Raw genomic sequence first — 22,616 nt, 5'->3', positions numbered from 1 at the left:
ATGCTTCCCGGGTAGGGAGATGTCCATATGGCTGGCAATATCCCACACGGATGCTTGTCGAAACAACGCCATTCCCACCACCGACCAGACAACAGCTTCCAGAGGTAAGCGTCGTCTTCGAACCGTTGCAACACCCGCATGCTGAAAGGCTTGGGTAAGTAGCTCTGGGGAGAGCAACTCATTCAACTTATCTAAGGAGGTGAATGTATCTACTTCTTGGAAAGTACTATCGAGCAGGTCTTGAATGGGCATAAAAAAATCCGATACCAGAGAACTGATATCGGATTCTGCTTGAGTCAGAAAGATCGTCAATGGATCTGTCTTAACTGATCGGCATTAGCCTGTTGGGGCGGCTTTTTAACAACTGCGGTTAGCTCCGCCGACCTAAGCGTAGTAGTAGCATTCCCGCGCCTAATAGCAGCACGCTGGTAGGCTCTGGCACACTGCTCGCTTCCAGATCGAACACCCAGCTGTCGCCATTACTGAACTCGATAACGATGTTATCTAGTGCACCGACAAAGCTATCGCCCCAAGCGGAACCAGTGGAGAAGGCGATGCCTAGCAGCTTTTCGCTGGCATAATCGACTTCGGCCAGCGAGTTGACACCATCGTCGCTGTAGCCCGGGTCGAGCAATTCATCCCAGGTTGGTGCGGTGTAGCTGCCCGCGGCAGGATAGTCATAGACGCGTAGTTGGTTGAGACCGCCGTCGGTACTCCAAGTGGTCCAGCTATCTGCAGTGCTATCGATATTGATGGCGTAGAAGGGGTCGAGGTTAAGTCGGTTGCCGTACCAACCCGCGCCGTCGTTACTGCCATCGACTTGGGTGTAGAGCGACAGGTAGAAGTCATTCTCCGAGCTGTTGTGGCTGATGGGTTTATTGGTATCAAAGCGCACCGCGCTGATGTCGCCCAACATGATGCTACTGGCGGGATCAAAATTTACCCAGCCAAACGATTTTGCGCCGGGGGTACCAAAGCTGGTGGCTTGCCACGAGCTATCGCCGATGGAGCCGCCGGGCTGCGCTGCTACGTTATCGAATAACGACGGATCGTCAAGGGTGGTAATGGTGGTGGCGAGACTTGGTAAACTGCAGGCTAAAATCCCAAGGACAACAAGTTTTCTTAGTTGTTTCATCTGCCTATCCTTAGTTAGATGGTTCTTCTCGGCACTCGGATTCGAGCACCTTGCGTTATTCGTAAAGCAATACTTACACCAACTAAAAAAATGTTTTAAAACAGCGACTTTTACTGATTTATTACATTTTATGTAAAGCGGGCTGACAGTTAATGCTCAATTACTGTGAGATAAGTCTCGGTAATACAGCGACATAGCAAAATCGGGAAAAGTGAAAACGAGGGCAAGCAACAGACGACAGTGGTCGACTGTTGCTTATAGGCAGGGGAACAGTTGCTTAAGTAAAGAGGGCTTAGGCGGTTTCGGCCTCTTGCTCGGGTACCTCGGCATTGGCCAAGTGCTTGATAAAGGCTCGTAGCAGTTGGATCCGCGGCAGTACCCGTTCAATTGCGATGCACTCTTCCGGCGAGTTAAGGTTCTGCCCTACCGCGCCCAGACCATCGACACAGGCAAGGCCATGTGCGGCGACTAAGTTGGCATTGGAGCTCTTATCACCGCTACGCCACTTAGTGGCTTGTCCGAGGCTCTCTGCGGCTTGCTCGAGCTCTTCACAGAAGCTTTGATTGCTGGCGTTATTAAAGGCTGGCTTGTAGGCCTTGCGATCTAACACGATGTGCATCTGTTCCACACTCGGTGACTGGCTCCACTGCCGCAGCTGTTGATCGAGCTGTTGGTAGTAGTGGTTACTGGTAAAGCGCAGCTCAAATTTCATCTGGCAATGCTCAGCAACTTGGTTAGTCTTCTCACCACCGGCCACATAGCCAACGTTGACATCGATATTCGGCCATTGCTGTGCCAGTTGTTCCAGTTTGACCACCCACTGGCCCATCTCGCTGATGGCGCTGCATTTGCGCTTACCAACCTTAGCGGCGTGGGCTGATTGACCGGTGAAGTCGACTTGGTAGCGCGCCATACCGCGTCGTCCATTGATTAAGCAGCCGCCCATGGTACCGGTATCCAGAACCATGCAACGCTTGGCGCGCTTGGCCAGTTTATTCAGCATGGTGTGAGAGTAGCGCGAGCTGACATGCTTATCGGGACAGATCAGGATGGCGATGGACAACTCGGCCAGATCGCTGGGATCGGTGCAGCGTAGCGCGTACAGCAGATTAACCAAGCCAGCTTTGCTATCGGCAACACCCGGGCCGTAGGCAAACTCGCCAGCGATGGACATCGGGCGCCGGAAGGCGGTGCCCTCGCTGTAACTGGTATCCACGTGCCCGAGGATCAGCAGGTCGATGGGGTCGTTGTTTACTTGATTAGAGATCACCAAGCCCGGCCCGGCCTTGCCGCAACCATAACGTCGCACCTGCCAGCCGATGTTTTCGAACTTCTGCTGCACCAGTTGGGTAACACGTTCGATGCCGGTGATGTTATAGGTGCCGCAGTCGATATTGACCAGAGGGCGCAACTCGTCGAGGTATTCGCTGATATCAAACTTCATAGCATGTCCTTGCACTGAGATGAAATACCGGAGGACCGTTGCTGTTTGCGCGAAAGCGAGGTGGCGGCGAGTGCGGCCCGAAACAGCCTATAGTCCGTTAGCGCCGTATGGATAAACGGTTGCACGGCTGCTGGCAGCGCGTGTCCGGTGCGGCGCGATTCTGCTTCCAGATATATTGAACTGCGTTGTTGATATCCATATAAAATTTGTGGACTTTTGATTTAGCGCAGTTTGCGAGGGGCAAAATCCTTAAGTCTGCGAGCGAGTCGACAAAATTACGTTTAATAAAAACAAAGAGGCCGTCACAAGGACGGCCTCTAGTTTCTCTGTGGCTAACTAAATAGCCGCTCCGGCTTAACCGGTGTTACGCATACCTGCAGCGATACCGGCGATGCTCACCATCAATGCTTGGTCAACCAGCGGGTGCAGCTCGTTGGCTTTACGCGAACGGTTCAGCAGCTCAACCTGCAGCACGTGTAGCGGGTCGATGTATGGTGCACGAGCCTTCAAGGCTTGTTCAACCCAAGGCTGTTCCGCCAGAAGCTTCTCAGCGCCAGTCAGGCTCAGTAGGTGCTCTTCTGCTTTAGCCAGACGCTCACGCAGGTCCACACCCAGGCGGTGCAGCTCAGGCTCAACCAGACGCTCTTCGTAGATCTCAGACAGCCAGCTGTCTGCTTTCACGAATACCATTTCCAGCATCGCCAGACGGGCTTCAAAGAACGGCCATTGGCGCATCTCTTTGAACACATCTTGCTTGCCATCTTCGATTAGCTGACGCAGTGCGGTCTCGCTACCCAGCCATGCTGGCAATAACAGACGGTTCTGCGACCAAGAGAAGATCCATGGGATTGCACGTAGGCTCTCTACGCCGCCGTCAGCACGACGCTTGGCCGGGCGGCTACCCAGTGGCAGCTTGCCTAGCTCTTGCTCTGGTGTGGCTGAGCGGAAGTAAGGCACGAACTGCTCTTCACCACGTACTACGCCACGGTAGGCATCACACGAGGTCTCAGCAACCTGATCCATAATGTCGCGCCACTCTTGCTTAGGCTCGATTGGTGGTAGCAGGTTCGCTTCCAAAATCGCGCTGGCGTACAAGCTTAGGCTGTTCAGGGCTACTTTTGGCAGGCCGAACTTAAAGCGGATCATCTCGCCTTGCTCAGTCACGCGCAGACCGCCTTTTAGCGAGCCCGGAGGCTGTGACAGCAGTGCGGCGTGCGCAGGCGCGCCACCACGACCGATAGTACCGCCACGGCCATGGAACAAGGTCAGTTTGATCTGCTGGTTATCGCAGATGCTTACCAGCGCTTCCATCGCGCGGTATTGTGCCCAAGCCGCAGCCAGAACACCGGCATCTTTGGCTGAATCCGAGTAGCCAATCATTACGTGCTGGTGGCCATCGATGTAGCCGCGGTACCAGTCAACAGATAGCAGTTTGCTCATGGTGGCTGGCGCGTTGTTCAAATCCTCTTCGGTTTCGAACAGCGGAGCAACCGGCAGACGGAACGGACAACCTGCTTCTTTCAGTAGCAGTTGTACCGACAGTACGTCTGATGGCTCGGCAGCCATAGAGATAATGTAGATACCCAGCGCTTCGCGGCGCTGCTTGGCGATTACCTTACAGGTGTCCAGTACCTCTTGTACTGACTCACTTGGCTCCCAGTCGCGTGGTAGCAGCGGGCGCTTAGAGTTCAGCTCTTGCAGCAAGAAGCTTTGCTTGTCGGTCTCGGTCCACTGCGCGTAATCGCCCAGACCCAGGTAGCGAGTGATCTCAGATACCGCTTCGGTGTGGCGAGAGGCATCTTGGCGGATATCCAGACGTAGCAGGTTAATGCCGAAGCACGAGATACGACGCAGCAGATCCAGCAGGGTGCCGTCGGCGATGATGCCCATACCGGCATCGTGTAGGCTGTCGTAGCACAGCTCCAGCGGCTCACGCAGCTGTTCGTTGCTCACGATAAGATCGCGCGCTTCGGTGTACTGGCCTTTCAGCTTGGCGGTCAGGTAGTCGTGGGTTTCTTGTAGCTCGGCACGCAATACCTTAAGTACGGCACGGTAAGGCTCGTCGTGGTTGTCGGTTTGTGACAGCAGCGCTTCGCTGGCATCGCTCATCGACAGCTCTTTCACCAGGTGCTTCACCTCTTCTAGGTAAAGGTCAGTGGCTACCCAGCGGCTCGACAGCAAGACTTCTTCGGTCACCTTGGCGGTAACGAATGGGTTACCGTCACGGTCACCGCCCATCCAAGAAGAGAAGATTACCGGAGCGGCGTCCAGCGGCAGGCGCATATCAAAGCGCTGTTGCAGCTTGTTGTCGAACTGACGGATGAACTCTGGCACGGCGTGCCATAGTGAGTTCTCGATAACCGCAAAGCCCCATTTCGCTTCATCGACTGGGGTTGGGCGGATCTTACGGATTTCGTCGGTGTGCCACGCTTGGTTAATCAGTGCTTCCAAGCGGGTTAGGATCTGTTCGCGCTCTTGTTCTGGCAGGTCCAGCTCCAGCCAATCCAAGCAATCGTTCATTTGTACGTGCTTGTTAATCAGCGTGCGACGGGTCACCTCGGTTGGGTGGGCAGTCAATACCACTTCGATGCTTAGCTTAGACACCGCTTCGCGGATCTCGGCTTCGCTGAGGTTTTCGCCCTGTAGCTTCTGGAACAGCTCGTCGACGGGGTCGCTCACTGCCACGCCTTTATCGCAGTTGCGCGAGATGGTATGGAACTGTTCGGCCACGTTGGCCAGGTTCAGAAACTGGCTGAATGCTCGGGTTACTGGCAGCAGCTCTTCATCGCTGAGGTTACGCAGCAGATCGACTAGCTGCTCACGAGCGGCATCATCGCCTTCATGAGACTTAATAGACAACTGGCGAATGGCTTCAATTTTTTCTAGAAACTCTTCACCAAGATGGCTTTTGATGGTGTTGCCCAGCAATTGACCAAGCAACTTAACATTACCGCGCAAAGACGCGTTCACTTCCTGAGTAGTCGGTTGACTCATTGTGTATCCCCAAGTTTTTGCTATCTAAGGTTATTTTTGAAATTAAATAACGTAAATAGCGGGTATTTTCGTGTCCCAACATACATAAACCGCATTTCGCAGTCAAAATTGATGAAACTTACTTACAGATATTTTGATAATAATCAAAGCTCAATATAGAACCAATTCAGCCCCTTAGTGGGACAAACTATCGACAAATCTAAAAATATAATAATTCACTTTTAATGCATATTTAGCTGTGTATACTAGAGCCTATATTTTCACTATTCTGGTGCATTGTGACGGTTAATCGTGAACAATGTCCAGAGTATACGGGTTTAGCAAAACGGACTTAAACAATGTTAAAGGCAGCGGTTGTTGGAGCCAGCGGATATACCGGCGCTGAGCTAGCCAAATTCCTCAACAAACATCCCTATATAGAGCTAAGTGGCTTGTACGTATCGAAAAACAGTGCCGATGCCGGTAAGCCACTTTCGCAGCTACATGGCCAGCTATTGGGTCAGGTAGATCTTCCGGTTTTACCTCTCGATCCAGCAGATGTCTCTGAGTTATTTGCGGATATCGACATAGTATTGTTGGCAACCGCCCATGAGGTGAGCCACGACATCGCCCATGCATTTTTATCCGTTGGCTGCCAGGTGTTTGACCTAAGCGGTGCCTTCCGTGTTAATGACCCAGATTTTTATCAGCGTTTTTATGGCTTTGAACATCGCTACCCGGCCCTGCTAGAGCAGGCGGTGTATGGGCTTGCTGAATGGAATAGTGAACATGTTAATAAAGCGCAGCTGATTGCGGTGCCGGGCTGTTACCCCACCGCCTCGCTGATCGCGCTTAAGCCACTGGCTGAGGCGGGCTTTATTGTGGGTAAGCCGGTGATTAATGCCACCAGTGGCGTAAGTGGTGCCGGCCGCAAAGCATCGCTGACCAGCAGTTTCTGCGAAGTCAGTTTGAACCCTTACGGCGTGTTCAACCATCGTCACCAGCCGGAAATCGCCAGTCATCTGGGTAATCAGGTGATCTTTACGCCGCACTTGGGCAACTTTAAGCGTGGTATTCTCGCCACCATTAATGTGCAACTTAAAGAAGGCGTGACGCCAGAGCAGGTGAACGAGGTTTACCAACAAGCCTACGCCGACAAGTCGATTGTACGTTTGCTGGACGGCAGCTGGCCTGCCATCGATAAAGTGGCCAACAGCCCGTTTATTGATTTGGCTTGGGCTCAGCAGGAGCAAGACCTGATTGTGGTCAGCGCTGAGGACAACCTGCTTAAAGGTGCCGCTTCTCAGGCGATGCAGTGCGTCAACATCCGTAACGGCTTCGCTGTTACCGAATCGCTGTTGTAAGGAGTTGTGATGTCTCCTTTAGTAATCAAAGTTGGCGGCGCGGTATTGGAGCAAGACCAACTACTCTCGAATTTGCTACAAGGCCTAAAAGGACTGAATCGACCGTGGCTACTGGTACACGGTGGCGGCGTGGTGGTCGAGCAACTACTGAGTGGCTTGGGCATGACCTCTAGCAAGGTTGATGGCCTGCGTGTCACCCCCGCTGAGCAAATCCCCTATGTTACCGGCGCGCTTGCTGGCACTAGCAACAAACTGCTGCTGGCTAGCTGTCTGAAACACGGCTATGCGGCATTGGGCCTGTGTCTGGGTGATGCCGGTATCTGCAAAGTAGCGCCTTTCGATGCGCGTTTGGGCCATGTTGCGGCAGCCGAGCCGGGCAATCCTGAGCTGCTTAAGCTATTGTTGTCGCAGAACTATTTACCGGTTGTATCATCAATCGGTGTGGGTCAGGATGGATTGCTGTATAACGTCAATGCCGATCAGGCTGCGGTAGCGATTGCCCAGTCGCTCAACGCTCAGCTGGTGCTACTCAGTGATGTGCCGGGCGTGCTGGATGGTGACAAAGCCTTGATTGCCAGCCTGAATCAACAACAGTCACAACAACTGATTGCCGATGGGGTGATCACTGATGGCATGGCGGTTAAAGTAAACGCAGCGTTGGATGCAGCCCAAACACTGGGCCAGCAAGTGCTGTTGGCCTCTTGGCAACAGCCCGAGCTGCTGGCTGACTTCCTGTCAGGGACAGCTGCAACAGATAGTGCCGCCGGGACCTTAGTAGGTTAACGGCGCGGTAATTAAGGAAAGATGATGAGTGATTTTAATCATTTGCTGAGCCTGCAAGAGCTCAGCCAAGCACAGATACTAGAGCTGCTGGCGCTAGCCAAGAAGATCAAGGCGAATCCTGCTGAATACGGCCAAGCCTTGGCCGGCAAAAGCGTGGTCACCTTGTTCGAGAAGCCTTCGCTACGGACCCGCGTGACCTTCGATATTGGCATTAACAAGCTGGGTGGCCATGCGGTCTACCTGGACCAGCAAAACGGTGCCATGGGCGAGCGTGAGAGTGTCAAGGATTTTGCCTCCAACATTACCCGCTGGGCCGATGCCATCGTTGCCCGGGTGTTCTCGCACAAGACCCTGCAAACCTTGAAAGAGCATAGCTCGGTGCCGGTAGTGAACTCGCTGTGCGACCTTTACCACCCTTGCCAAGGGCTGGCGGATTTCCTGACCATTAGCGAGAACTACGACGATCTGAGCAAGGTCAAACTGGCCTACTTGGGCGATGGTAACAACGTGACTCACTCGCTACTGCTTGGCGGCGCGATCTTAGGGATGGAAGTGGCGGCGATTTGTCCGCTCGGCTCTAACCCTGATGCACAGATCGTCGACAAGGCCCGCCAGCTGGCGGCAGCCTCCGGTGGCAAGATCGTGGTGTCCGATAACATCGACGACATTCAAGGCTACGACGTGGTATACGGCGATACTTGGGTATCGATGGGCGATGACACCCCACTGGATGCGGTGAAGCAACGCTTCCTGCCTTACCAGATCAATCAGACGATGATGGATCGCTACGGCATCAAACACGTACTGCACTGCCAGCCGGCTCACCGTGAGTTGGAGATCACCTCCGAGGTAATGGACGGCCCGCAGTCACTTATTTTCGATCAGGCTGAAAACCGCATGCACGCCCAAAACGCCGTGCTGGTCAGCCTGCTTGCATAGAATACAGATAAAGGAATACACAACATGGCAATTCAAACTGAGAACACGATTAAAAAAGTGGTGCTGGCATACTCCGGCGGTCTGGATACTTCAGCCATCATTCCATGGCTAAAAGAGACCTACAACGACTGTGAAATTGTTGCCTTCTGTGCCGATGTAGGCCAAGGCGACGAAGAGCTGGAAGGCCTGGAAGCTAAAGCATTGGCCTCTGGCGCCTCTGAATGTCACATCGTTGATCTAAAAGAAGAGTTCGTTAGCGACTACATCTACCCAACCATCACCACTGGTGCGGTATACGAAGGTACCTACCTGCTGGGTACCTCCATGGCCCGTCCGATTATCGCTAAGGCGCAAGTGGAAGTGGCCCGTAAAGTGGGTGCCGATGCGGTATGTCACGGTTGTACCGGTAAAGGTAACGACCAAATCCGTTTCGAGAGCTGCTTCGCCGCGCTGGCCCCTGAGCTGACCGTGATTGCCCCTTGGCGTGAGTGGGACATGGTAAGCCGTGAAGACCTGCTGGATTACTTGGCTGAACGCAACATTCCAACTACTGCGTCGGCGACCAAGATCTACAGCCGTGATGCTAACGCGTGGCACATTTCCCACGAAGGTGGTGAGCTGGAAGACCCATGGAACGAGCCAAGCAAAGGCGTGTGGACCATGACGGTTGACCCGGTTGATGCACCTAACGCGCCTGAGTACGTATCGCTGAAAGTTGAGCAAGGCCGGGTAGTGTCGGTGAACGACGAAGCGCTGAGCCCTTACGGCGTGCTGATGAAGCTTAACGAGATTGCGGCTGCCCATGGCGTTGGCCGCGTTGACATCACCGAGAACCGTACCGTAGGTATGAAGTCGCGTGGTTGCTACGAAACCCCGGGAGGCACCGTGATTGTGGCGGCGCTGCGTGCCATCGAAGAGCTGGTGCTGGATAAAACCTCACGGGTATGGCGCGACAAGTTGGGCCAGGAGATGGCGCATCTGGTGTATGATGGCCGCTGGTTCACCCCGCTGTGTAAGTCACTGGTTGCAGCATCCAGCGCCCTGGCGGAAGATGTGAACGGCGAAGTTGTGGTTAAACTGTACAAAGGCCAAGCGGTTGCGACGCAGAAGCGCTCACCAAACAGCCTCTACTCAGAAGAGTTTGCCACCTTCGGTGCCGATCAGGTTTACGATCAAAAACACGCAGAAGGATTTATCCGTTTGTACTCACTGGCTAGCCGCATTCGCGCACTCAATGAAAAGAGCTAGGCTGTAGAAAACAAACGAGCAATACAAACCTCAGCCTGGTTAGTTAATACAGGCTGAGGTTTTCGCAATTTAATGGAGAGACACATGGCATTGTGGGGCGGACGGTTCAGCCAGGCAGCAGATACCCGTTTTAAGCAATTTAATGATTCACTACGCTTCGACTATCGCTTAGCAGAGCAGGACATCACCGGCTCGATTGCATGGTCGAAGGCACTACTCAGCGTTGGCGTATTAACCGAAGACGAACAGCTACGACTCGAGCAAGCCTTGGTTGAACTGGGCAAGCAGGTAGCTGAGAACCCCCAGCAGATCCTTGGCAGCGATGCGGAAGACATCCACTCTTGGGTGGAAGGTCAGCTGATTCAACGGGTTGGCGACCTCGGTAAAAAACTGCACACCGGCCGCAGCCGTAACGACCAAGTCGCCACCGACTTAAAGCTGTGGTGTAAAGATCAAGGCTTGCTGCTGCTTGAGCACCTCGACAAGCTACAACAAAAGCTGCTGGCCTTTGCCCGCTCTCAGCAAGACACCGTTCTGCCGGGTTACACCCACCTGCAGCGCGCGCAACCGGTAACCTTCTCTCACTGGGCGATGGCCTACGTGGAGATGTTCGAGCGAGACTACTCGCGTTTGCAAGATTGCCTGAAGCGTTTGGACAGCTGCCCACTGGGCTGTGGGGCACTGGCTGGCACTGCCTATCCGATGGATCGCCAACAGATTGCCAAAGATCTTGGCTTCCGCCGCGCTACCCGTAACAGCCTCGATACCGTGTCCGACCGTGACCACGTGGTTGAGCTGATCTCCGGCGCTTCGATTAGCATGATCCACCTAAGCCGGATGGCTGAGGATCTGATCTTCTACAACAGCGGCGAGTCGGCCTTCTTGGATCTCTCAGACCAGGTGACTTCAGGCTCATCACTGATGCCACAAAAGAAAAACCCGGATGCACTGGAGCTAATCCGTGGTAAAGCAGGCCGCGTTTATGGCTCGCTGTCGGGCATTATGATGACCCTTAAAGCACTGCCGCTGGCCTACAACAAGGACATGCAGGAAGACAAAGAGGGCCTGTTCGATGCCCTCGATACCTGGGGTGATTGCCTGGCGATGGCCGAGCTGGTGCTCGACGATATGCAGGTACACGAAGAGGTGACCCGCGAAGCGGCGCTGGGTGGCTACTCCAATGCCACTGAACTGGCTGATTACTTGGTCGCTAAAGGCATCCCCTTCCGTGAGGCCCACCATATCGTGGGGATTGCGGTGGTGCAGGCCATCGAGAAGGGTGTGCCGCTCGAAGAGCTCAGCCTGAGCGACTTTAAAGCGCTGGCCCCTGAGATTGAAGACGATGTCTACCCTCACCTGTCACTCGAGTCGACGCTGGCTAAGCGTCAAGCCTTGGGCGGGGTTGCTCCAGAGCAGGTGGAGCATGCCATCAGTGAAGCGGAAACGCGCTTGTCGCAACGCAGCATCAGCGGCTTGCGGGTACGCTCGGCGCGGATGACCGATCTGGATACCATCGAGGCGATGGTCAACTACTGGTCGCAGGTGGGTGAGAACCTACCGCGTAGCCGTCCAGAGCTGGTTCAGGCAGTCGGCGATTTTGCGGTGAGCGAACAGGGCGGCAAAGTAACTGGCTGCGCCTCGCTCTACTTGTACGATACCGGTTTGGCTGAGATCCGCTCGCTGGGGGTTGAGCCCGACTACCAGCGTATAGGTCAAGGCAAGGCGATGGTTGAGCACCTTATTCGCAAAGCGCGCAAGATGGAGATCGAGAAGCTGTTTGTGCTGACCCGGGTGCCCGAGTTCTTTATGAAGATGGGCTTTAGCCCGACCTCGAAGAACATGCTGCCAGAGAAGGTAATGAAGGATTGTGACGTTTGTCCTCGCCAGCATGCCTGTGATGAGGTGGCGCTGGAGTTTCATTTGGTGCAAGACGCCCAGCTGATCCACAAGCAACAAGTGGCCTAAGCAAAGCCTGTAGCTAGCCCATAAAAAAAGCCGCATCCGATGATGCGGCTTTTTTTATTCATGTAGCTGGCGCTAGATGGAGGTGCTAGATACGTCCAAGCGCCCCTTACTCACGGCACCGAAGATCCGCTCGCTATCCAGCACTGAGGCATAGGGCAGAGGGTTGCTGCTGTGTTCTAGCACATAGTCGGTCAGCTTGTCTTTGACGATGCGTTGCAGCTCGTCAGAAGACCATGGCTTAGCTAGGTAGTAGTTCAGACCGCCACGGTTGATAGCGGCAATGGTGTCTTGCAGTTCGGCCTGGCCAGTTAACAGGATCTTCTTCGCCGCCAACGTGGACTCTTGCTGGTTCAGGTCAATCAGAAAATCGATGCCCAAGTCGACCGGCATAATGTGGTCGGCCAGGATCAGGGCCAGTTGTCCGCCTTCTTTTAGGTAGTCTTCGATAACCGATTTGGCTTCAGCCACATTCTCGGCGCCGTCTACGGTGAAATGTTCGCGCAGTGGCGCCAAGTCATTCAGTACACTGTCTAGCACTTCGCGCTCGTCGTCGACACATAATACTAATAATTTTTCCATGCTAGTTACTCCGGGGAAAGAGGGTTTCCTTGTAAGGGTAAATGAATAGTAAAGCGGGTTCCATGCGCTGGTTCAGATTCCAGACTAATGGTGCCGCCATGTTGATTAATTATTTGCTGACAAACACTTAGACCAATTCCCAGGCCGAAGTTTCCTTCCCGTTTGGTGGTGAAGTTCAGCTCAAAGATGCGTTGTTGGATCTCCTGCGGAATGCCTGGGCCGTTGTCGGCGAATACCACCTCTATCACTGGCTCAGGGTCGCTGATGTAACGACTTTCTATATGTAGCTGACCGCCGCCCTCCATCGCATCTAAGGCGTTGGCTATGATGTTGGTCCACACCTGTTGCAGTGCGATGGGGTAGCAGTGTAGCTCGGGTAACTGGCCCAGCTCGCATTCGTACTCATAGCGCTTGAGGCGGTTTTCCATGATCGCCAAGGTATCGGCGATGCCATCGTTGATCTGCGCCTGTACTGGGCGCTCGGAGTCTTGTCCGGCGTAGTGCTTGAGGCGTTTGACCAAACCTGCAATGCGTTCGCTACAGACGCTGATGTTACGCAGGAAGCCGCCGACCCGTTGGTAGTGTTCCAAGGTATCGAGCTGGGCGGACTTAAGCGGTTTGCGCGCGGGTTTGCCGCCGGGCCACAGGATGTCGTTATCCAGACTCATCGAGACAAAGCGGCGGGCATCGCTGCCATTGGGGTAGCGTTCGCCATGCTCTTTGGCGCGGCGACGTAGCTCGGCGGTCGACAGTGGCGGCGTGCTCAGGGCGTGCTGCAATATGTTCATGCCTAGCTCGGCGCTATCGGCCGGTACTGACCCATTTAGTAGAGCCGGGAGCTGCTGGGAGATGGTATCGCTGCCACGGGTGATCGCCGCCACCGGGTTATTCAGCTCATGGGCAACCCCGGCAATCAGCTGGCCGAGCATTGCCATCTTCTCTTGCTCGATCAGCTGGCTATGGGCGCTGTCGAGGGAGCTGAGGGTGTTTTGTAGCTCAACCTCGGTGCGAATGCTCTTTTGCAGGCGGCGGTTAAACATCCGCAGCAGCAGGTTGGTGAACATCGGCAGCAGCTCGCTGTCGGAATCGAGTACCTTGGCAAAGGTCGGGCGATCGAGCTTAATCACATCGGTGGTGTCGCAGGTGACGCCAGTGGTAAAGGCGCGCTCGCCGGTGACAAAGCTCATACCGCCAACAATCGATCCCTCGCCCATGCGGGCCACTTCCAACTCGCCTTTGCGCAGCACCACTTCGCCCTTGGCGATAAACCACAGGAAGTTGTTGGCCTGACCCTCTTCGGTAAGGGTGTGGTCGGGGCTATAGCGGCGACACAGGTGATGCTCGTCGTTATCTTCAAAGAAGCGATACAGGGCGCTGATAAAGCGCTCCGATAACTGCTCGTCTTCCATGGTGGTGTAGTCGAAGAATACGCTACGAAAGCGCGAGACCTGAGCGGCAAGGCGCGCTTCCAGCCAACGCTTGCGCTGTGAATCGCTGGTGCGAGTGCTTGGCCAGTATTGCTCAACCAGATCCAGCACCTGACCGGAATCGGGTTCACTTAAGATGCGCTGCAGGTTTGAAGTATTGATCAGCAGGGTTAGTAGTTCTGCAGTGGGCTGGGGATCGCTCAGCGCAATCACCGGCAGGTCGCCGGGGAAGGTTTGCAGCAGCTCGAACAGCCATTGGGTTTGCTCGAGCTCGGCGCCGCGCAGATCTAACAGTAATAAGGCAATCGGATGTTGCTGGTTTAACTCAACAAACTGCTGGTGATCGCAGGCCAGCGAATGCTGCACCATATGCCAAGGGGCAGCACTGTTGGCCAGCCCGGGGTCGAGCCGATGCTCACTCAGTACTAATAAGCAGGATGTTTGTTCTTCTTCCATACAACTAAACCAACAAACGAATAATTAAAGCAGTGTAAAACAAAGCGTTAGCGCTTACCGCAGCTGGGGCTCACCAATTTACCGAGCTTTGTGCTAGCGCAAAGTTTCCTCGAGCTGTCGAAAAATAATACAGATTTTTGTGGGGGAGTGTTGTGTTCTAGGCGCGGCTGAGTATAATGTCGCAGCTCTCTTAAGAGCACCCGGTTCGCCGGGCAAAAGCAAAGGCGTTTTCTAACTACCTTGCTTTTTATTACAGTGCCTTCGATTTGAAGGCAAATGTTGTCGTCGCATGCACTACCATCCCCGGATCTCGGAATCGGATGCCGTTGGTGCATGTTAGGTTCTTTTTTTAGTTTGGAGCTCTGTCAATGCAGAACCAAAGAATCCGAATCCGCTTGAAAGCTTTCGATCACCGTCTGATCGACCAGTCAACTGCGGAAATCGTAGAAACTGCTAAGCGCACTGGCGCTCAGGTTCGTGGCCCTATCCCACTTCCTACTCGTAAAGAGCGTTACACCGTACTTGTTTCTCCGCACGTTAACAAAGACGCGCGTGACCAGTATGAAATTCGCACCCACAAACGTCTAGTAGACATCGTTGAGCCAACTGATAAAACCGTTGATGCTCTGATGCGCCTAGATCTTGCTGCTGGTGTAGATGTGCAAATCAGCTTGGGTTAATCCCAGGTCTGAACGATAAGAGGTTTTTACAATGATTGGTCTAATCGGACGTAAAGTTGGAATGACCCGCATCTTCACCGAAGAAGGTGTGTCTATTCCAGTTACCGTAATCGAGTGTGAGCCAAACCGTGTTACTCGTGTAATCAACGAGGAAAACGATGGCTACCGTGCTCTTCAGGTAACCACCGGCACCAAAAAAGCGAACCGCGTAACCAAACCAGAAGCTGGCCAATTTGCCAAAGCTGGTGTGGAAGCGGGCCGTGGCCTGTGGGAATTCCGTCTTGCTGACGGAGAAGGTGAGCAAATCAACGTAGCTGATGAGCTAAAAGTTGATCTGTTCAACGAAGTTAAACTAGTAGACGTTACTGGCACTTCTAAAGGTAAAGGTTTCCAAGGCGGCGTTAAGCGTTGGAACTTTAAAACCCAAGATGCTACCCACGGTAACTCTTTGAGCCACCGTGCTCCTGGTTCTATTGGTCAAAACCAAAGCCCAGGTAAAGTATTCAAAGGCAAGAAGATGGCCGGCCACATGGGTGCTGAGCGCGTAACTACTCAAAATCTTGAAGTAGTACGTGTTGATCTTGAACGTAACCTCATCTTGGTTAAAGGTGCCGTCCCAGGCGCAACCAACGGTGACGTTATCGTTAAGCCAGCTGTTAAAGCGTAACGTTAGGAGATAGTAATGGAATTGGTATTGAAAGACGCGCAAAGCGCTCTTGAAGTTTCCGAAACTACCTTCGGACGTGACTTTAACGAAGCGCTGATCCACCAGGTTGTAACTGCATACGCTGCAGGTGCACGCCAAGGTACTCGCGCTCAAAAGACTCGTTCTGATGTATCAGGTGGTGGTAAGAAACCATGGCGTCAGAAAGGTACTGGCCGTGCTCGTGCTGGTACTATCCGCAGCCCTCTATGGCGCAGCGGTGGCGTAACTTTCGCGGCTCGTCCACAGGACCACAGCCAGAAAGTTAACAAGAAAATGTACCGCGGCGCTATCCGCAGCATCCTGTCAGAGCTGGTTCGTCAAGACCGTCTGATCGCTGTTGAGAAGTTCGCAGTAGAAGCACCTAAGACCAAAGAGCTGGTTGCTAAGCTGAAAGAGTACGATCTGAACGACGTTCTGATCATCACTCCAGAAGTTGACGAGAACCTGTTCTTGGCCGCACGTAACCTCTACAAAGTAGACGTTCGTGACGTTGCTGGTATCGACCCAGTAAGCTTGATCGCCTTTGACAAAGTGTTGGTAACTGCAGACGCAGTTAAGCAAATTGAGGAGTGGTTAGCATGATCAGCGAAGAGCGTTTGTTGAAAGTTCTAGTAGCTCCACATATCTCTGAAAAGAGCACTATGTCTGCTGAAAACAATAACACTATGGTTTTCAAAGTTGTAAAAGATGCAACTAAAGCAGAAATCAAAGCTGCGGTAGAGAAACTATTCGAAGTTGAAGTTGTTGGCGTTACTACCCTGAACCAAAAGGGTAAAACCAAGCGTCACGGTGTTCGTTTCGGTCGTCGTAACGACGTGAAGAAGGCGTATGTGACCTTGGCTGAAGGCGCAGACATCGACTTCGCTGGCGGCGCTGAATAAGGGGAGTACTGAATAATGGCTATTGTAAAATGTAAGCCTACTTCTGCTGGTCGTCGCCACGTTGTTAAAGTGGTTAACAAAGACCTGCACAAAGGCAAGCCTTATGCGCCTCTGTTGGACACCAAGTCTAAGTCTGGTGGTCGTAACAACAACGGTCGCATTACCGTTCGTCACATCGGTGGTGGTCACAAGCAACACTACCGTTTGATTGACTTCAAACGTAACAAAGACGGCATTCCTGCGAAGGTTGAGCGTCTGGAATACGATCCAAACCGTAGCGCGCACATTGCACTTGTACTGTACGCAGACGGTGAGCGTCGTTACATCCTGGCTCCTAAAGGTCTGACTGCTGGTGATGCAATCCAGTCTGGTGTTGATGCAGAAATCAAGGTAGGTAACACCCTGCCAATGCGCAACATCCCAGTGGGTTCTACTGTTCACGCAGTTGAGATGAAGCCTGGTAAAGGTGCACAGCTAGCGCGTTCTGCTGGTGCTTACGCTCAAATCGTTGCTCGCGACGGTGCGTACGTAACCCTGCGTCTGCGTTCAGGCGAGATGCGTAAAGTTCTGGCTGATTGCCGCGCCACCCTAGGTGAAGTGGGCAACTCAGAGCACATGCTACGCAAGCTGGGTAAAGCTGGTGCTAACCGCTGGCGCGGTGTTCGTCCTACCGTTCGCGGTGTGGTTATGAACCCAGTAGACCACCCACACGGTGGTGGTGAAGGCCGTACCTCAGGTGGTCGTCACCCAGTTACTCCTTGGGGTGTACCTACCAAGGGTTACAAAACTCGTAAGAACAAGCGTACTGATAAATACATCGTACGTCGTCGTACTAAATAATTAAGGGGAATCGCCATGCCACGTTCTCTCAAGAAAGGTCCATTTATTGACCTGCACTTGTTGAAGAAGGTAGAGAAAGCGGTGGAAAGCGGGGACAAGAAACCATTGAAAACTTGGTCTCGTCGCTCAATGATCATTCCACAAATGATCGGTTTGACCATCGCTGTCCATAATGGTCGTCAGCATGTACCAGTATTCGTAACTGATGAAATGATCGGTCACAAACTGGGTGAGTTTGCACCAACTCGTACTTATCGCGGCCACGCTGCTGATAAGAAAGCGAAGAAGAAGTAAGGAGTAGATGATGGAAGCTTTAGCTAAACACCGTTTTGCTCGCACTTCTGCGCAAAAGGCTCGCTTGGTTGCTGATCAGATCCGCGGTCAGAAAGTTGAAGAAGCACTTGTAACTCTGCAATTCAGCAGCAAGAAAGCAGCTGCTCTAGTTAAGAAAGTACTAGAGTCTGCCATTGCTAATGCCGAGCACAACGAAGGCGCCGACATCGACGAGCTGAAAGTTGCCAAAATCTTTGTAGATGATGGTCCAACTCTGAAGCGCATTCGCCCACGTGCGAAAGGCCGTGCCGACCGTATTATCAAGCGTACCAGCCACATCACTGTGGTTGTATCTGATAGCTAGGAGATAAGCAATGGGTCAGAAAGTACATCCTAATGGTATTCGCCTAGGTATCGTTAAACCATGGAACTCCACCTGGTATGCCGATAAAGGTGAATATGCAGATAACCTGCACAGCGATTTCAAAGTGCGTCAGTTTCTTACTAAAGAGCTGAAAAACGCCTCTGTTTCTCGCATTACTATCGAACGTCCTGCGAAGAGCATCCGTGTGACCATTCACACTGCTCGTCCAGGTGTTGTAATCGGTAAGAAAGGTGAAGACGTTGAAAAGCTTCGCCAAAAAGTGAACAAGCTTGCCGGCGTACCTGCGCAAATCAACATTGCCGAAGTACGTAAGCCAGAGCTTGACGCTAAATTGGTTGCCGACTCTATCTCTAGCCAGCTAGAGCGTCGTGTAATGTTCCGTCGTGCGATGAAGCGCGCAGTTCAAAACGCTATGCGCCTGGGTGCCAAAGGTATCAAGGTTGAAGTTAGCGGTCGTTTGGGCGGTGCTGAAATTGCGCGTTCTGAGTGGTACCGTGAAGGCCGTGTGCCTCTACACACTCTGCGTGCAGACATCGATTACGCAACTTCAGAAGCGTTGACTACCTACGGTATCATCGGCGTTAAGGTATGGATCTTCAAAGGTGAAATCCTGGGCGGTATGCCTGTAGCTGCTGCTCCTGAAGCTCCTGCTAAGCCTAAGCGCAACAAGCGCAACGCTAAATAGGAGAAACGGGAATGCTACAACCAAAACGTACTAAATTCCGTAAGCAACACACTGGTCGTAACCGCGGTCTAGCGAAAGGTCAAAAAGTATCTTTCGGTGACTTCGGCCTTAAAGCGACTGGCCGTGGCCGTCTGACTGCTCGTCAAATCGAAGCAGCGCGTCGTGCTATGACTCGTCACATTAAGCGTCAAGGTAAGATCTGGATTCGCGTATTCCCTGACAAGCCAATTACCGAGAAACCTCTTGAGGTTCGTATGGGTAAAGGTAAGGGTAACGTTGAGTACTGGGTAGCCCAAATCCAGCCAGGCAAAGTCCTGTATGAGATGGACGGTGTATCTGAAGAGCTTGCACGTGAAGCATTTGAGCTAGCGGCACGTAAACTGCCAGTTAGCACTACTTTTGTAACGCGGACGGTAATGTAATGAAAGCGAACGAACTGAAAGATAAAAGTGTAGAAGAGCTAAAAGCTGAACTTCTGAACTTGCTACGTGAGCAATTCAACCTGCGCATGCAAGCAAGCACTGGTCAGCTAGCCCAAACACATTTGCTTAAAAATGTACGTCGCGACATCGCGCGCGTGAAAACTATTCTGAATCAGAAGGCAGGTGCGTAATGAGCGAAACTATCCGTACATTACAAGGTAAAGTTGTTAGCGACAAAATGGACAAGTCTATTACTGTTGCTATCGAGCGTAAGGTGAAGCACCCAATTTACGGTAAATTCATCAAGCGTACTACCAAACTGCACGTTCATGATGAGAACAACACCGCCGCTCAAGGCGATGTAGTAAGCATCAAAGAATGTCGCCCTATGTCTAAAACCAAGTCTTGGACTCTGGTTGACGTAGTAGTGAAAGCTTAATTTAAGCTTCGTGCATTTTGAAAAAGCCCCGCTCTGCGGGGCTTTTTTTTGCCTGTTTGCTAAGTAGGTCATCGCTGGTCTTTCAACATATTTATCGTAGGTATGCCTGGTTTTCCCACAGTTTCTATGGTATCAGGCACGATATACACCACGTAATCGACTTAAACTCTCCGCTGTTAACGTATCACTAACATTACCTGAAACCGGTTACATTTCTGTGCTTCTCCTCACAGAAGTTATTATTTTGGAAGCTAAACTAAAACCTATGTTCAATTAATCAGCGAACCACAAGGCTGGATACAACTTGGCATTTATTGCGACTCAGTTTGATTGCGGCCAGTTTGCTTACGGCTAGTTTGTTACGGAAAGAGTAATGGGAATCGATAACACATCACGGAAGGCACTCTCAGGGTTGTTTAGCGCAGCGCTTACGTTGGCATTGATCTCTTGTGCGAGTACAGAGCCGTCAGATCAAGCTGGTAACGCGCCTGCTGCGTCGCAGCCAAGCAGTGAGTCAGATGCTATGCACTTTAGCTTCACCCCTCCAAGCGGAAAGACCCTGTTCTTTATGGGGCAGGATATCGATACCCTGCATGAATTTGTCGCTGATACTGGTGTCGAGCCGGCGGCAGTTACCGCATACGCTTCAGCCGATTTGACCGGCGTGTTCCATCGCTTCCCCGAATCTCACGGTTCACTGGATCTGCCTTCTTATGTGCAAGATTACCCCGACGCGACATTGGCAATTGGTCTGTGGATGAAATCGACCTATGTGCGTATTGCCAATGAAGAGCCTGGTGCGATCAAAAATGTGGAGCGCCTGATTGATAACCTTAAAACCTTGGAGCGCCCGGTACTGCTGCGTATTGGGTACGAAGCCGATGGTTACTGGAACGGCTATGCACCTGAGAAGTATCGCGAAGCCTTTCAAGTTATCAGCCGAATTATCCAGGAGAAACAAGCCTACAACGTGAGCCGGGTGTGGCAGATTGCGGCCTACTGTGCCGCTATGGACGGCAGTCATGGTTCGTTCCAGGAGCGCTCTAACACCTACTTTGGCGAAGACTACGATGCGTGGTATCCCGGCGACGAGCACGTTGATTGGGTGGCGTTCTCTTACTTCTCTCAGCCGCGTGATTGCCTAACTGAAACCACCCAGAAAGCGGCGGGTGGCTTGCCTGAGGGCTTTGGCCAACTGTCTGATGTCGACGCTGAAGGCAATAGCCTGGCGATAGACAACGTCATCGATTATCTGGCGAGTAAGAACAAACCGATCTTTGTCGCCGAAGCCAGCCCCAAGTATTACTGGATAGAGAAGGGCGAGTATAAGCCTGATGCCAACAGCCATATCGAGAATCTGCAAGCGGTCTCTGCTGAGGATATCTGGCAGGGGTGGTACGAGCCGTTCTTCGCGTTCCTGGAACGCCATCAAGAGAGTATCCGAGCGGTGTCGTACATCAATATGCATTGGGATGCCTGGACCGGTTGGCGCTGCGACTTGCGCAACCAAGAGGCGGTGCGCTTGGGCCAGACCTGCCAAGACGGTGTTTGGGGCGATGCGCGGGTACAAGCATCTGAGCTTATCCAGCAGCGCTTCTTTGAGCGATTGGATAACGGCCGCTATATCTATCGCTTAGATAAGGGAAACTTTGCCCAGCTCAAAGATTGGGACAAGGTTCAGGAACTAAACCAAATAAAGTAAATCGAACAGATTAAGCCATGTCTAAAAATACTACCAAAGAGATGGTAAAACCGAGTCGAGTGACGGGCCGTGAGACAGCCCGTAACACGACAGAGATTGAACATGCCAAACTGACGGTCTACCACCGTGGAAAGGCTTCAGTCTTTGCAATTAAGCGTTCATTTCGTAGTAAGTAGCACGGTGAGCAATCCTCTCACCCTTCCTTGGCTTGACAGCCGTTTACCCGCGCATAGCGCGGGTTTTTTTTGCCTTTAAAACCCACTTTTTGGTAACGAAAATTCATAATTTATATACCTTAAAAAATAGCCGATCCAGATCGCAAATACGACGTTGATAACTTGTCGCTAAGTTCATCACTGCCTATTCTGAAACCGGTTACATAATTGATCGCGTTTAGCGACTGTGTCAGCTATTTGAGGACGGGCCGCAACAGGCCAACAGGGAGTCGTCCGGGTTATTACTGCGATATGCAATGCGCAATAGGCAATAAAGGGACTTGTGATGGATCTAGAACGTTTAAGCCAACAGTTTTGGCAACAAGGCTATCTGTTGATTGAGGACTTTTTTCCTCAACAGTTGATGGATCAAGCCAATCAGGCCATCACCGAATACTTCGACGTAGACCCTGCGTTTTGGCATAACGATGAGTTTTTGGAGAAAGCCAAAACCGAGGTGATCCCTTGGTTTCCTCAGAACGACAATCATCAATTGTTTGATCAAATTGAGCAGTTCCCGGCATTTTCAGACATCACCCAACAGATCCTCGGTGACGAGTGGGAAAACCTCTATTGCATGGTGATGTTTTCCAAAGCGGGCACGCGCGGACAAGCCTGGCACCAGGACTGTGCCCCAGAGATTGTCCATCAGTTCAATCTTAACCGTTTGATTTACACAGAGGACATTAAGCCTGAGGTGGGTGGTGAAGTGGTGATCGTGCCCGGCAGTCATCGCCTGGGACTGTTACCCGCGGGTGACCCGGAAGCGGCGATGGAGCAACAGTTGGTGCTTAGGCCTCGTAAGGGCAGCTTGATTTTGCTGCATGGTCACACTTGGCATCGGGTACTGCCCATCCATCAGGGCTATCGCTTCTCAACCAACTATCGGGCCATCCCGAAAGGGACGCCACAAGACATTACCGACGTTTGTGTGTATCGGAACATGCGTTATCACTTCGGACTGAATCAAGTCATTGAAGAGCGGAAAATCTGATAAATAGCACACATTCTGGAGAAATAGCCATGAAACTTATATCAAGGTTGCTTGCAGCTACGGCGCGCTATTTAATGCATG

General features: G+C 52.3%; 24 protein-coding genes. 18 read left to right on the top strand and 6 right to left on the bottom strand.

Annotated elements, in window-relative coordinates:
* The 4 genes from G462_RS24330 to ppc form a co-directional block, all read right to left on the bottom strand.
* Positions 1 to 252 (bottom strand): transposase domain-containing protein (locus tag G462_RS24330; protein WP_026959680.1); only part of this gene is annotated, 252 nt, incomplete at its 3' end.
* Between the two features lie 118 nt (positions 253 to 370).
* A complete protein-coding gene (locus G462_RS0114790) occupies positions 371 to 1,135 on the bottom strand; it encodes a PEP-CTERM sorting domain-containing protein (protein WP_026959679.1) in 765 nt (254 codons plus the stop codon).
* A gap of 292 nt (positions 1,136 to 1,427) precedes the next feature.
* A complete protein-coding gene (locus tag G462_RS22920) occupies positions 1,428 to 2,579 on the bottom strand; it encodes a M20/M25/M40 family metallo-hydrolase (RefSeq protein WP_051326772.1) in 1,152 nt (383 codons plus the stop codon).
* Positions 2,580 to 2,933: 354 nt separating this feature from the next.
* A complete protein-coding gene (ppc, locus tag G462_RS0114780) occupies positions 2,934 to 5,573 on the bottom strand; it encodes a phosphoenolpyruvate carboxylase (RefSeq protein ID WP_026959678.1) in 2,640 nt (879 codons plus the stop codon).
* Between the two features lie 338 nt (positions 5,574 to 5,911).
* Here ppc and argC point away from each other — a divergent pair, with 338 nt between their 5' ends.
* From argC to argH, 5 genes are all read left to right on the top strand, one after another.
* A complete protein-coding gene (gene argC / locus G462_RS0114775) occupies positions 5,912 to 6,916 on the top strand; it encodes an N-acetyl-gamma-glutamyl-phosphate reductase (RefSeq protein ID WP_026959677.1) in 1,005 nt (334 codons plus the stop codon).
* 9 nt (positions 6,917 to 6,925) lie between these two features.
* A complete protein-coding gene (argB, locus tag G462_RS22915) occupies positions 6,926 to 7,699 on the top strand; it encodes an acetylglutamate kinase (protein WP_051326771.1) in 774 nt (257 codons plus the stop codon).
* A gap of 24 nt (positions 7,700 to 7,723) precedes the next feature.
* Entirely contained in the window at positions 7,724 to 8,638 is a 915-nt protein-coding gene (locus G462_RS0114765) for an ornithine carbamoyltransferase (RefSeq protein WP_026959676.1), read from the top strand.
* 24 nt (positions 8,639 to 8,662) lie between these two features.
* Complete coding sequence (locus G462_RS0114760) at positions 8,663 to 9,886, top strand: argininosuccinate synthase (RefSeq protein ID WP_026959675.1); 1,224 nt, start codon at positions 8,663 to 8,665, stop codon at positions 9,884 to 9,886.
* An 84-nt stretch (positions 9,887 to 9,970) separates the two neighbouring features.
* Positions 9,971 to 11,851 (top strand): argininosuccinate lyase, encoded by a 1,881-nt coding sequence (argH, locus tag G462_RS0114755; RefSeq protein WP_026959674.1) that lies wholly within the window; start codon positions 9,971 to 9,973, stop codon positions 11,849 to 11,851.
* Positions 11,852 to 11,923: 72 nt separating this feature from the next.
* Here argH and G462_RS0114750 read toward each other — a convergent pair whose 3' ends face one another.
* Positions 11,924 to 12,430 (bottom strand): response regulator, encoded by a 507-nt coding sequence (locus G462_RS0114750; RefSeq protein ID WP_026959673.1) that lies wholly within the window; start codon positions 12,428 to 12,430, stop codon positions 11,924 to 11,926.
* A gap of 5 nt (positions 12,431 to 12,435) precedes the next feature.
* Entirely contained in the window at positions 12,436 to 14,313 is a 1,878-nt protein-coding gene (locus G462_RS0114745; protein WP_026959672.1) for an ATP-binding protein, read from the bottom strand.
* 368 nt (positions 14,314 to 14,681) lie between these two features.
* Here G462_RS0114745 and rpsJ point away from each other — a divergent pair, with 368 nt between their 5' ends.
* From rpsJ to G462_RS0114675, 13 genes are all read left to right on the top strand, one after another.
* Positions 14,682 to 14,993, top strand: a complete 312-nt coding sequence (rpsJ, locus tag G462_RS0114740; RefSeq protein ID WP_014290685.1) for a 30S ribosomal protein S10 — start codon at positions 14,682 to 14,684, stop codon at positions 14,991 to 14,993.
* Positions 14,994 to 15,024: 31 nt separating this feature from the next.
* Complete coding sequence (gene rplC, locus G462_RS0114735; RefSeq protein WP_026959671.1) at positions 15,025 to 15,660, top strand: 50S ribosomal protein L3; 636 nt, start codon at positions 15,025 to 15,027, stop codon at positions 15,658 to 15,660.
* 15 nt (positions 15,661 to 15,675) lie between these two features.
* Complete coding sequence (rplD, locus tag G462_RS0114730) at positions 15,676 to 16,281, top strand: 50S ribosomal protein L4 (protein ID WP_026959670.1); 606 nt, start codon at positions 15,676 to 15,678, stop codon at positions 16,279 to 16,281.
* On the top strand, positions 16,278 to 16,580 hold the full coding sequence (rplW, locus tag G462_RS0114725) for a 50S ribosomal protein L23 (RefSeq protein ID WP_026959669.1): 303 nt from the start codon (positions 16,278 to 16,280) through the stop codon (positions 16,578 to 16,580). Before rplD ends, rplW begins: the two co-directional genes overlap by 4 nt.
* A 15-nt stretch (positions 16,581 to 16,595) precedes the next feature.
* The gene (gene rplB / locus G462_RS0114720; protein ID WP_026959668.1) at positions 16,596 to 17,420 is read left to right on the top strand and encodes a 50S ribosomal protein L2; all 825 of its coding nucleotides are present in this window, start codon (positions 16,596 to 16,598) and stop codon (positions 17,418 to 17,420) included.
* Between the two features lie 15 nt (positions 17,421 to 17,435).
* Entirely contained in the window at positions 17,436 to 17,714 is a 279-nt protein-coding gene (gene rpsS, locus G462_RS0114715; protein WP_026959667.1) for a 30S ribosomal protein S19, read from the top strand.
* Between the two features lie 10 nt (positions 17,715 to 17,724).
* Positions 17,725 to 18,057: a 50S ribosomal protein L22 gene (gene rplV / locus G462_RS0114710; RefSeq protein ID WP_026959666.1), complete on the top strand. Its 333-nt coding sequence runs from the start codon at positions 17,725 to 17,727 to the stop codon at positions 18,055 to 18,057.
* 10 nt (positions 18,058 to 18,067) lie between these two features.
* Complete coding sequence (rpsC, locus tag G462_RS0114705; protein ID WP_026959665.1) at positions 18,068 to 18,763, top strand: 30S ribosomal protein S3; 696 nt, start codon at positions 18,068 to 18,070, stop codon at positions 18,761 to 18,763.
* Positions 18,764 to 18,774: 11 nt separating this feature from the next.
* The gene (gene rplP / locus G462_RS0114700; protein ID WP_026959664.1) at positions 18,775 to 19,185 is read left to right on the top strand and encodes a 50S ribosomal protein L16; all 411 of its coding nucleotides are present in this window, start codon (positions 18,775 to 18,777) and stop codon (positions 19,183 to 19,185) included.
* Positions 19,185 to 19,376, top strand: coding sequence for a 50S ribosomal protein L29 (rpmC, locus tag G462_RS0114695; protein WP_026959663.1), 192 nt, complete (start codon positions 19,185 to 19,187; stop codon positions 19,374 to 19,376). The genes rplP and rpmC overlap by 1 nt, the downstream gene beginning before the upstream one ends.
* Positions 19,376 to 19,624, top strand: coding sequence for a 30S ribosomal protein S17 (gene rpsQ, locus G462_RS0114690; protein WP_026959662.1), 249 nt, complete (start codon positions 19,376 to 19,378; stop codon positions 19,622 to 19,624). Before rpmC ends, rpsQ begins: the two co-directional genes overlap by 1 nt.
* Before the next feature lie 523 nt (positions 19,625 to 20,147).
* Complete coding sequence (locus G462_RS0114685) at positions 20,148 to 21,326, top strand: glycoside hydrolase family 26 protein (protein ID WP_026959661.1); 1,179 nt, start codon at positions 20,148 to 20,150, stop codon at positions 21,324 to 21,326.
* Between the two features lie 501 nt (positions 21,327 to 21,827).
* Positions 21,828 to 22,535 (top strand): phytanoyl-CoA dioxygenase family protein, encoded by a 708-nt coding sequence (locus G462_RS0114675; protein WP_026959660.1) that lies wholly within the window; start codon positions 21,828 to 21,830, stop codon positions 22,533 to 22,535.
* Positions 22,536 to 22,616 lie beyond the last annotated feature (81 nt).

Source organism: Aliagarivorans taiwanensis DSM 22990, from assembly GCF_000429505.1.
GTDB classification, from domain to species: domain Bacteria; phylum Pseudomonadota; class Gammaproteobacteria; order Enterobacterales; family Celerinatantimonadaceae; genus Aliagarivorans; species Aliagarivorans taiwanensis.
This window is presented reverse-complemented; position numbering and strand designations above follow the sequence as displayed.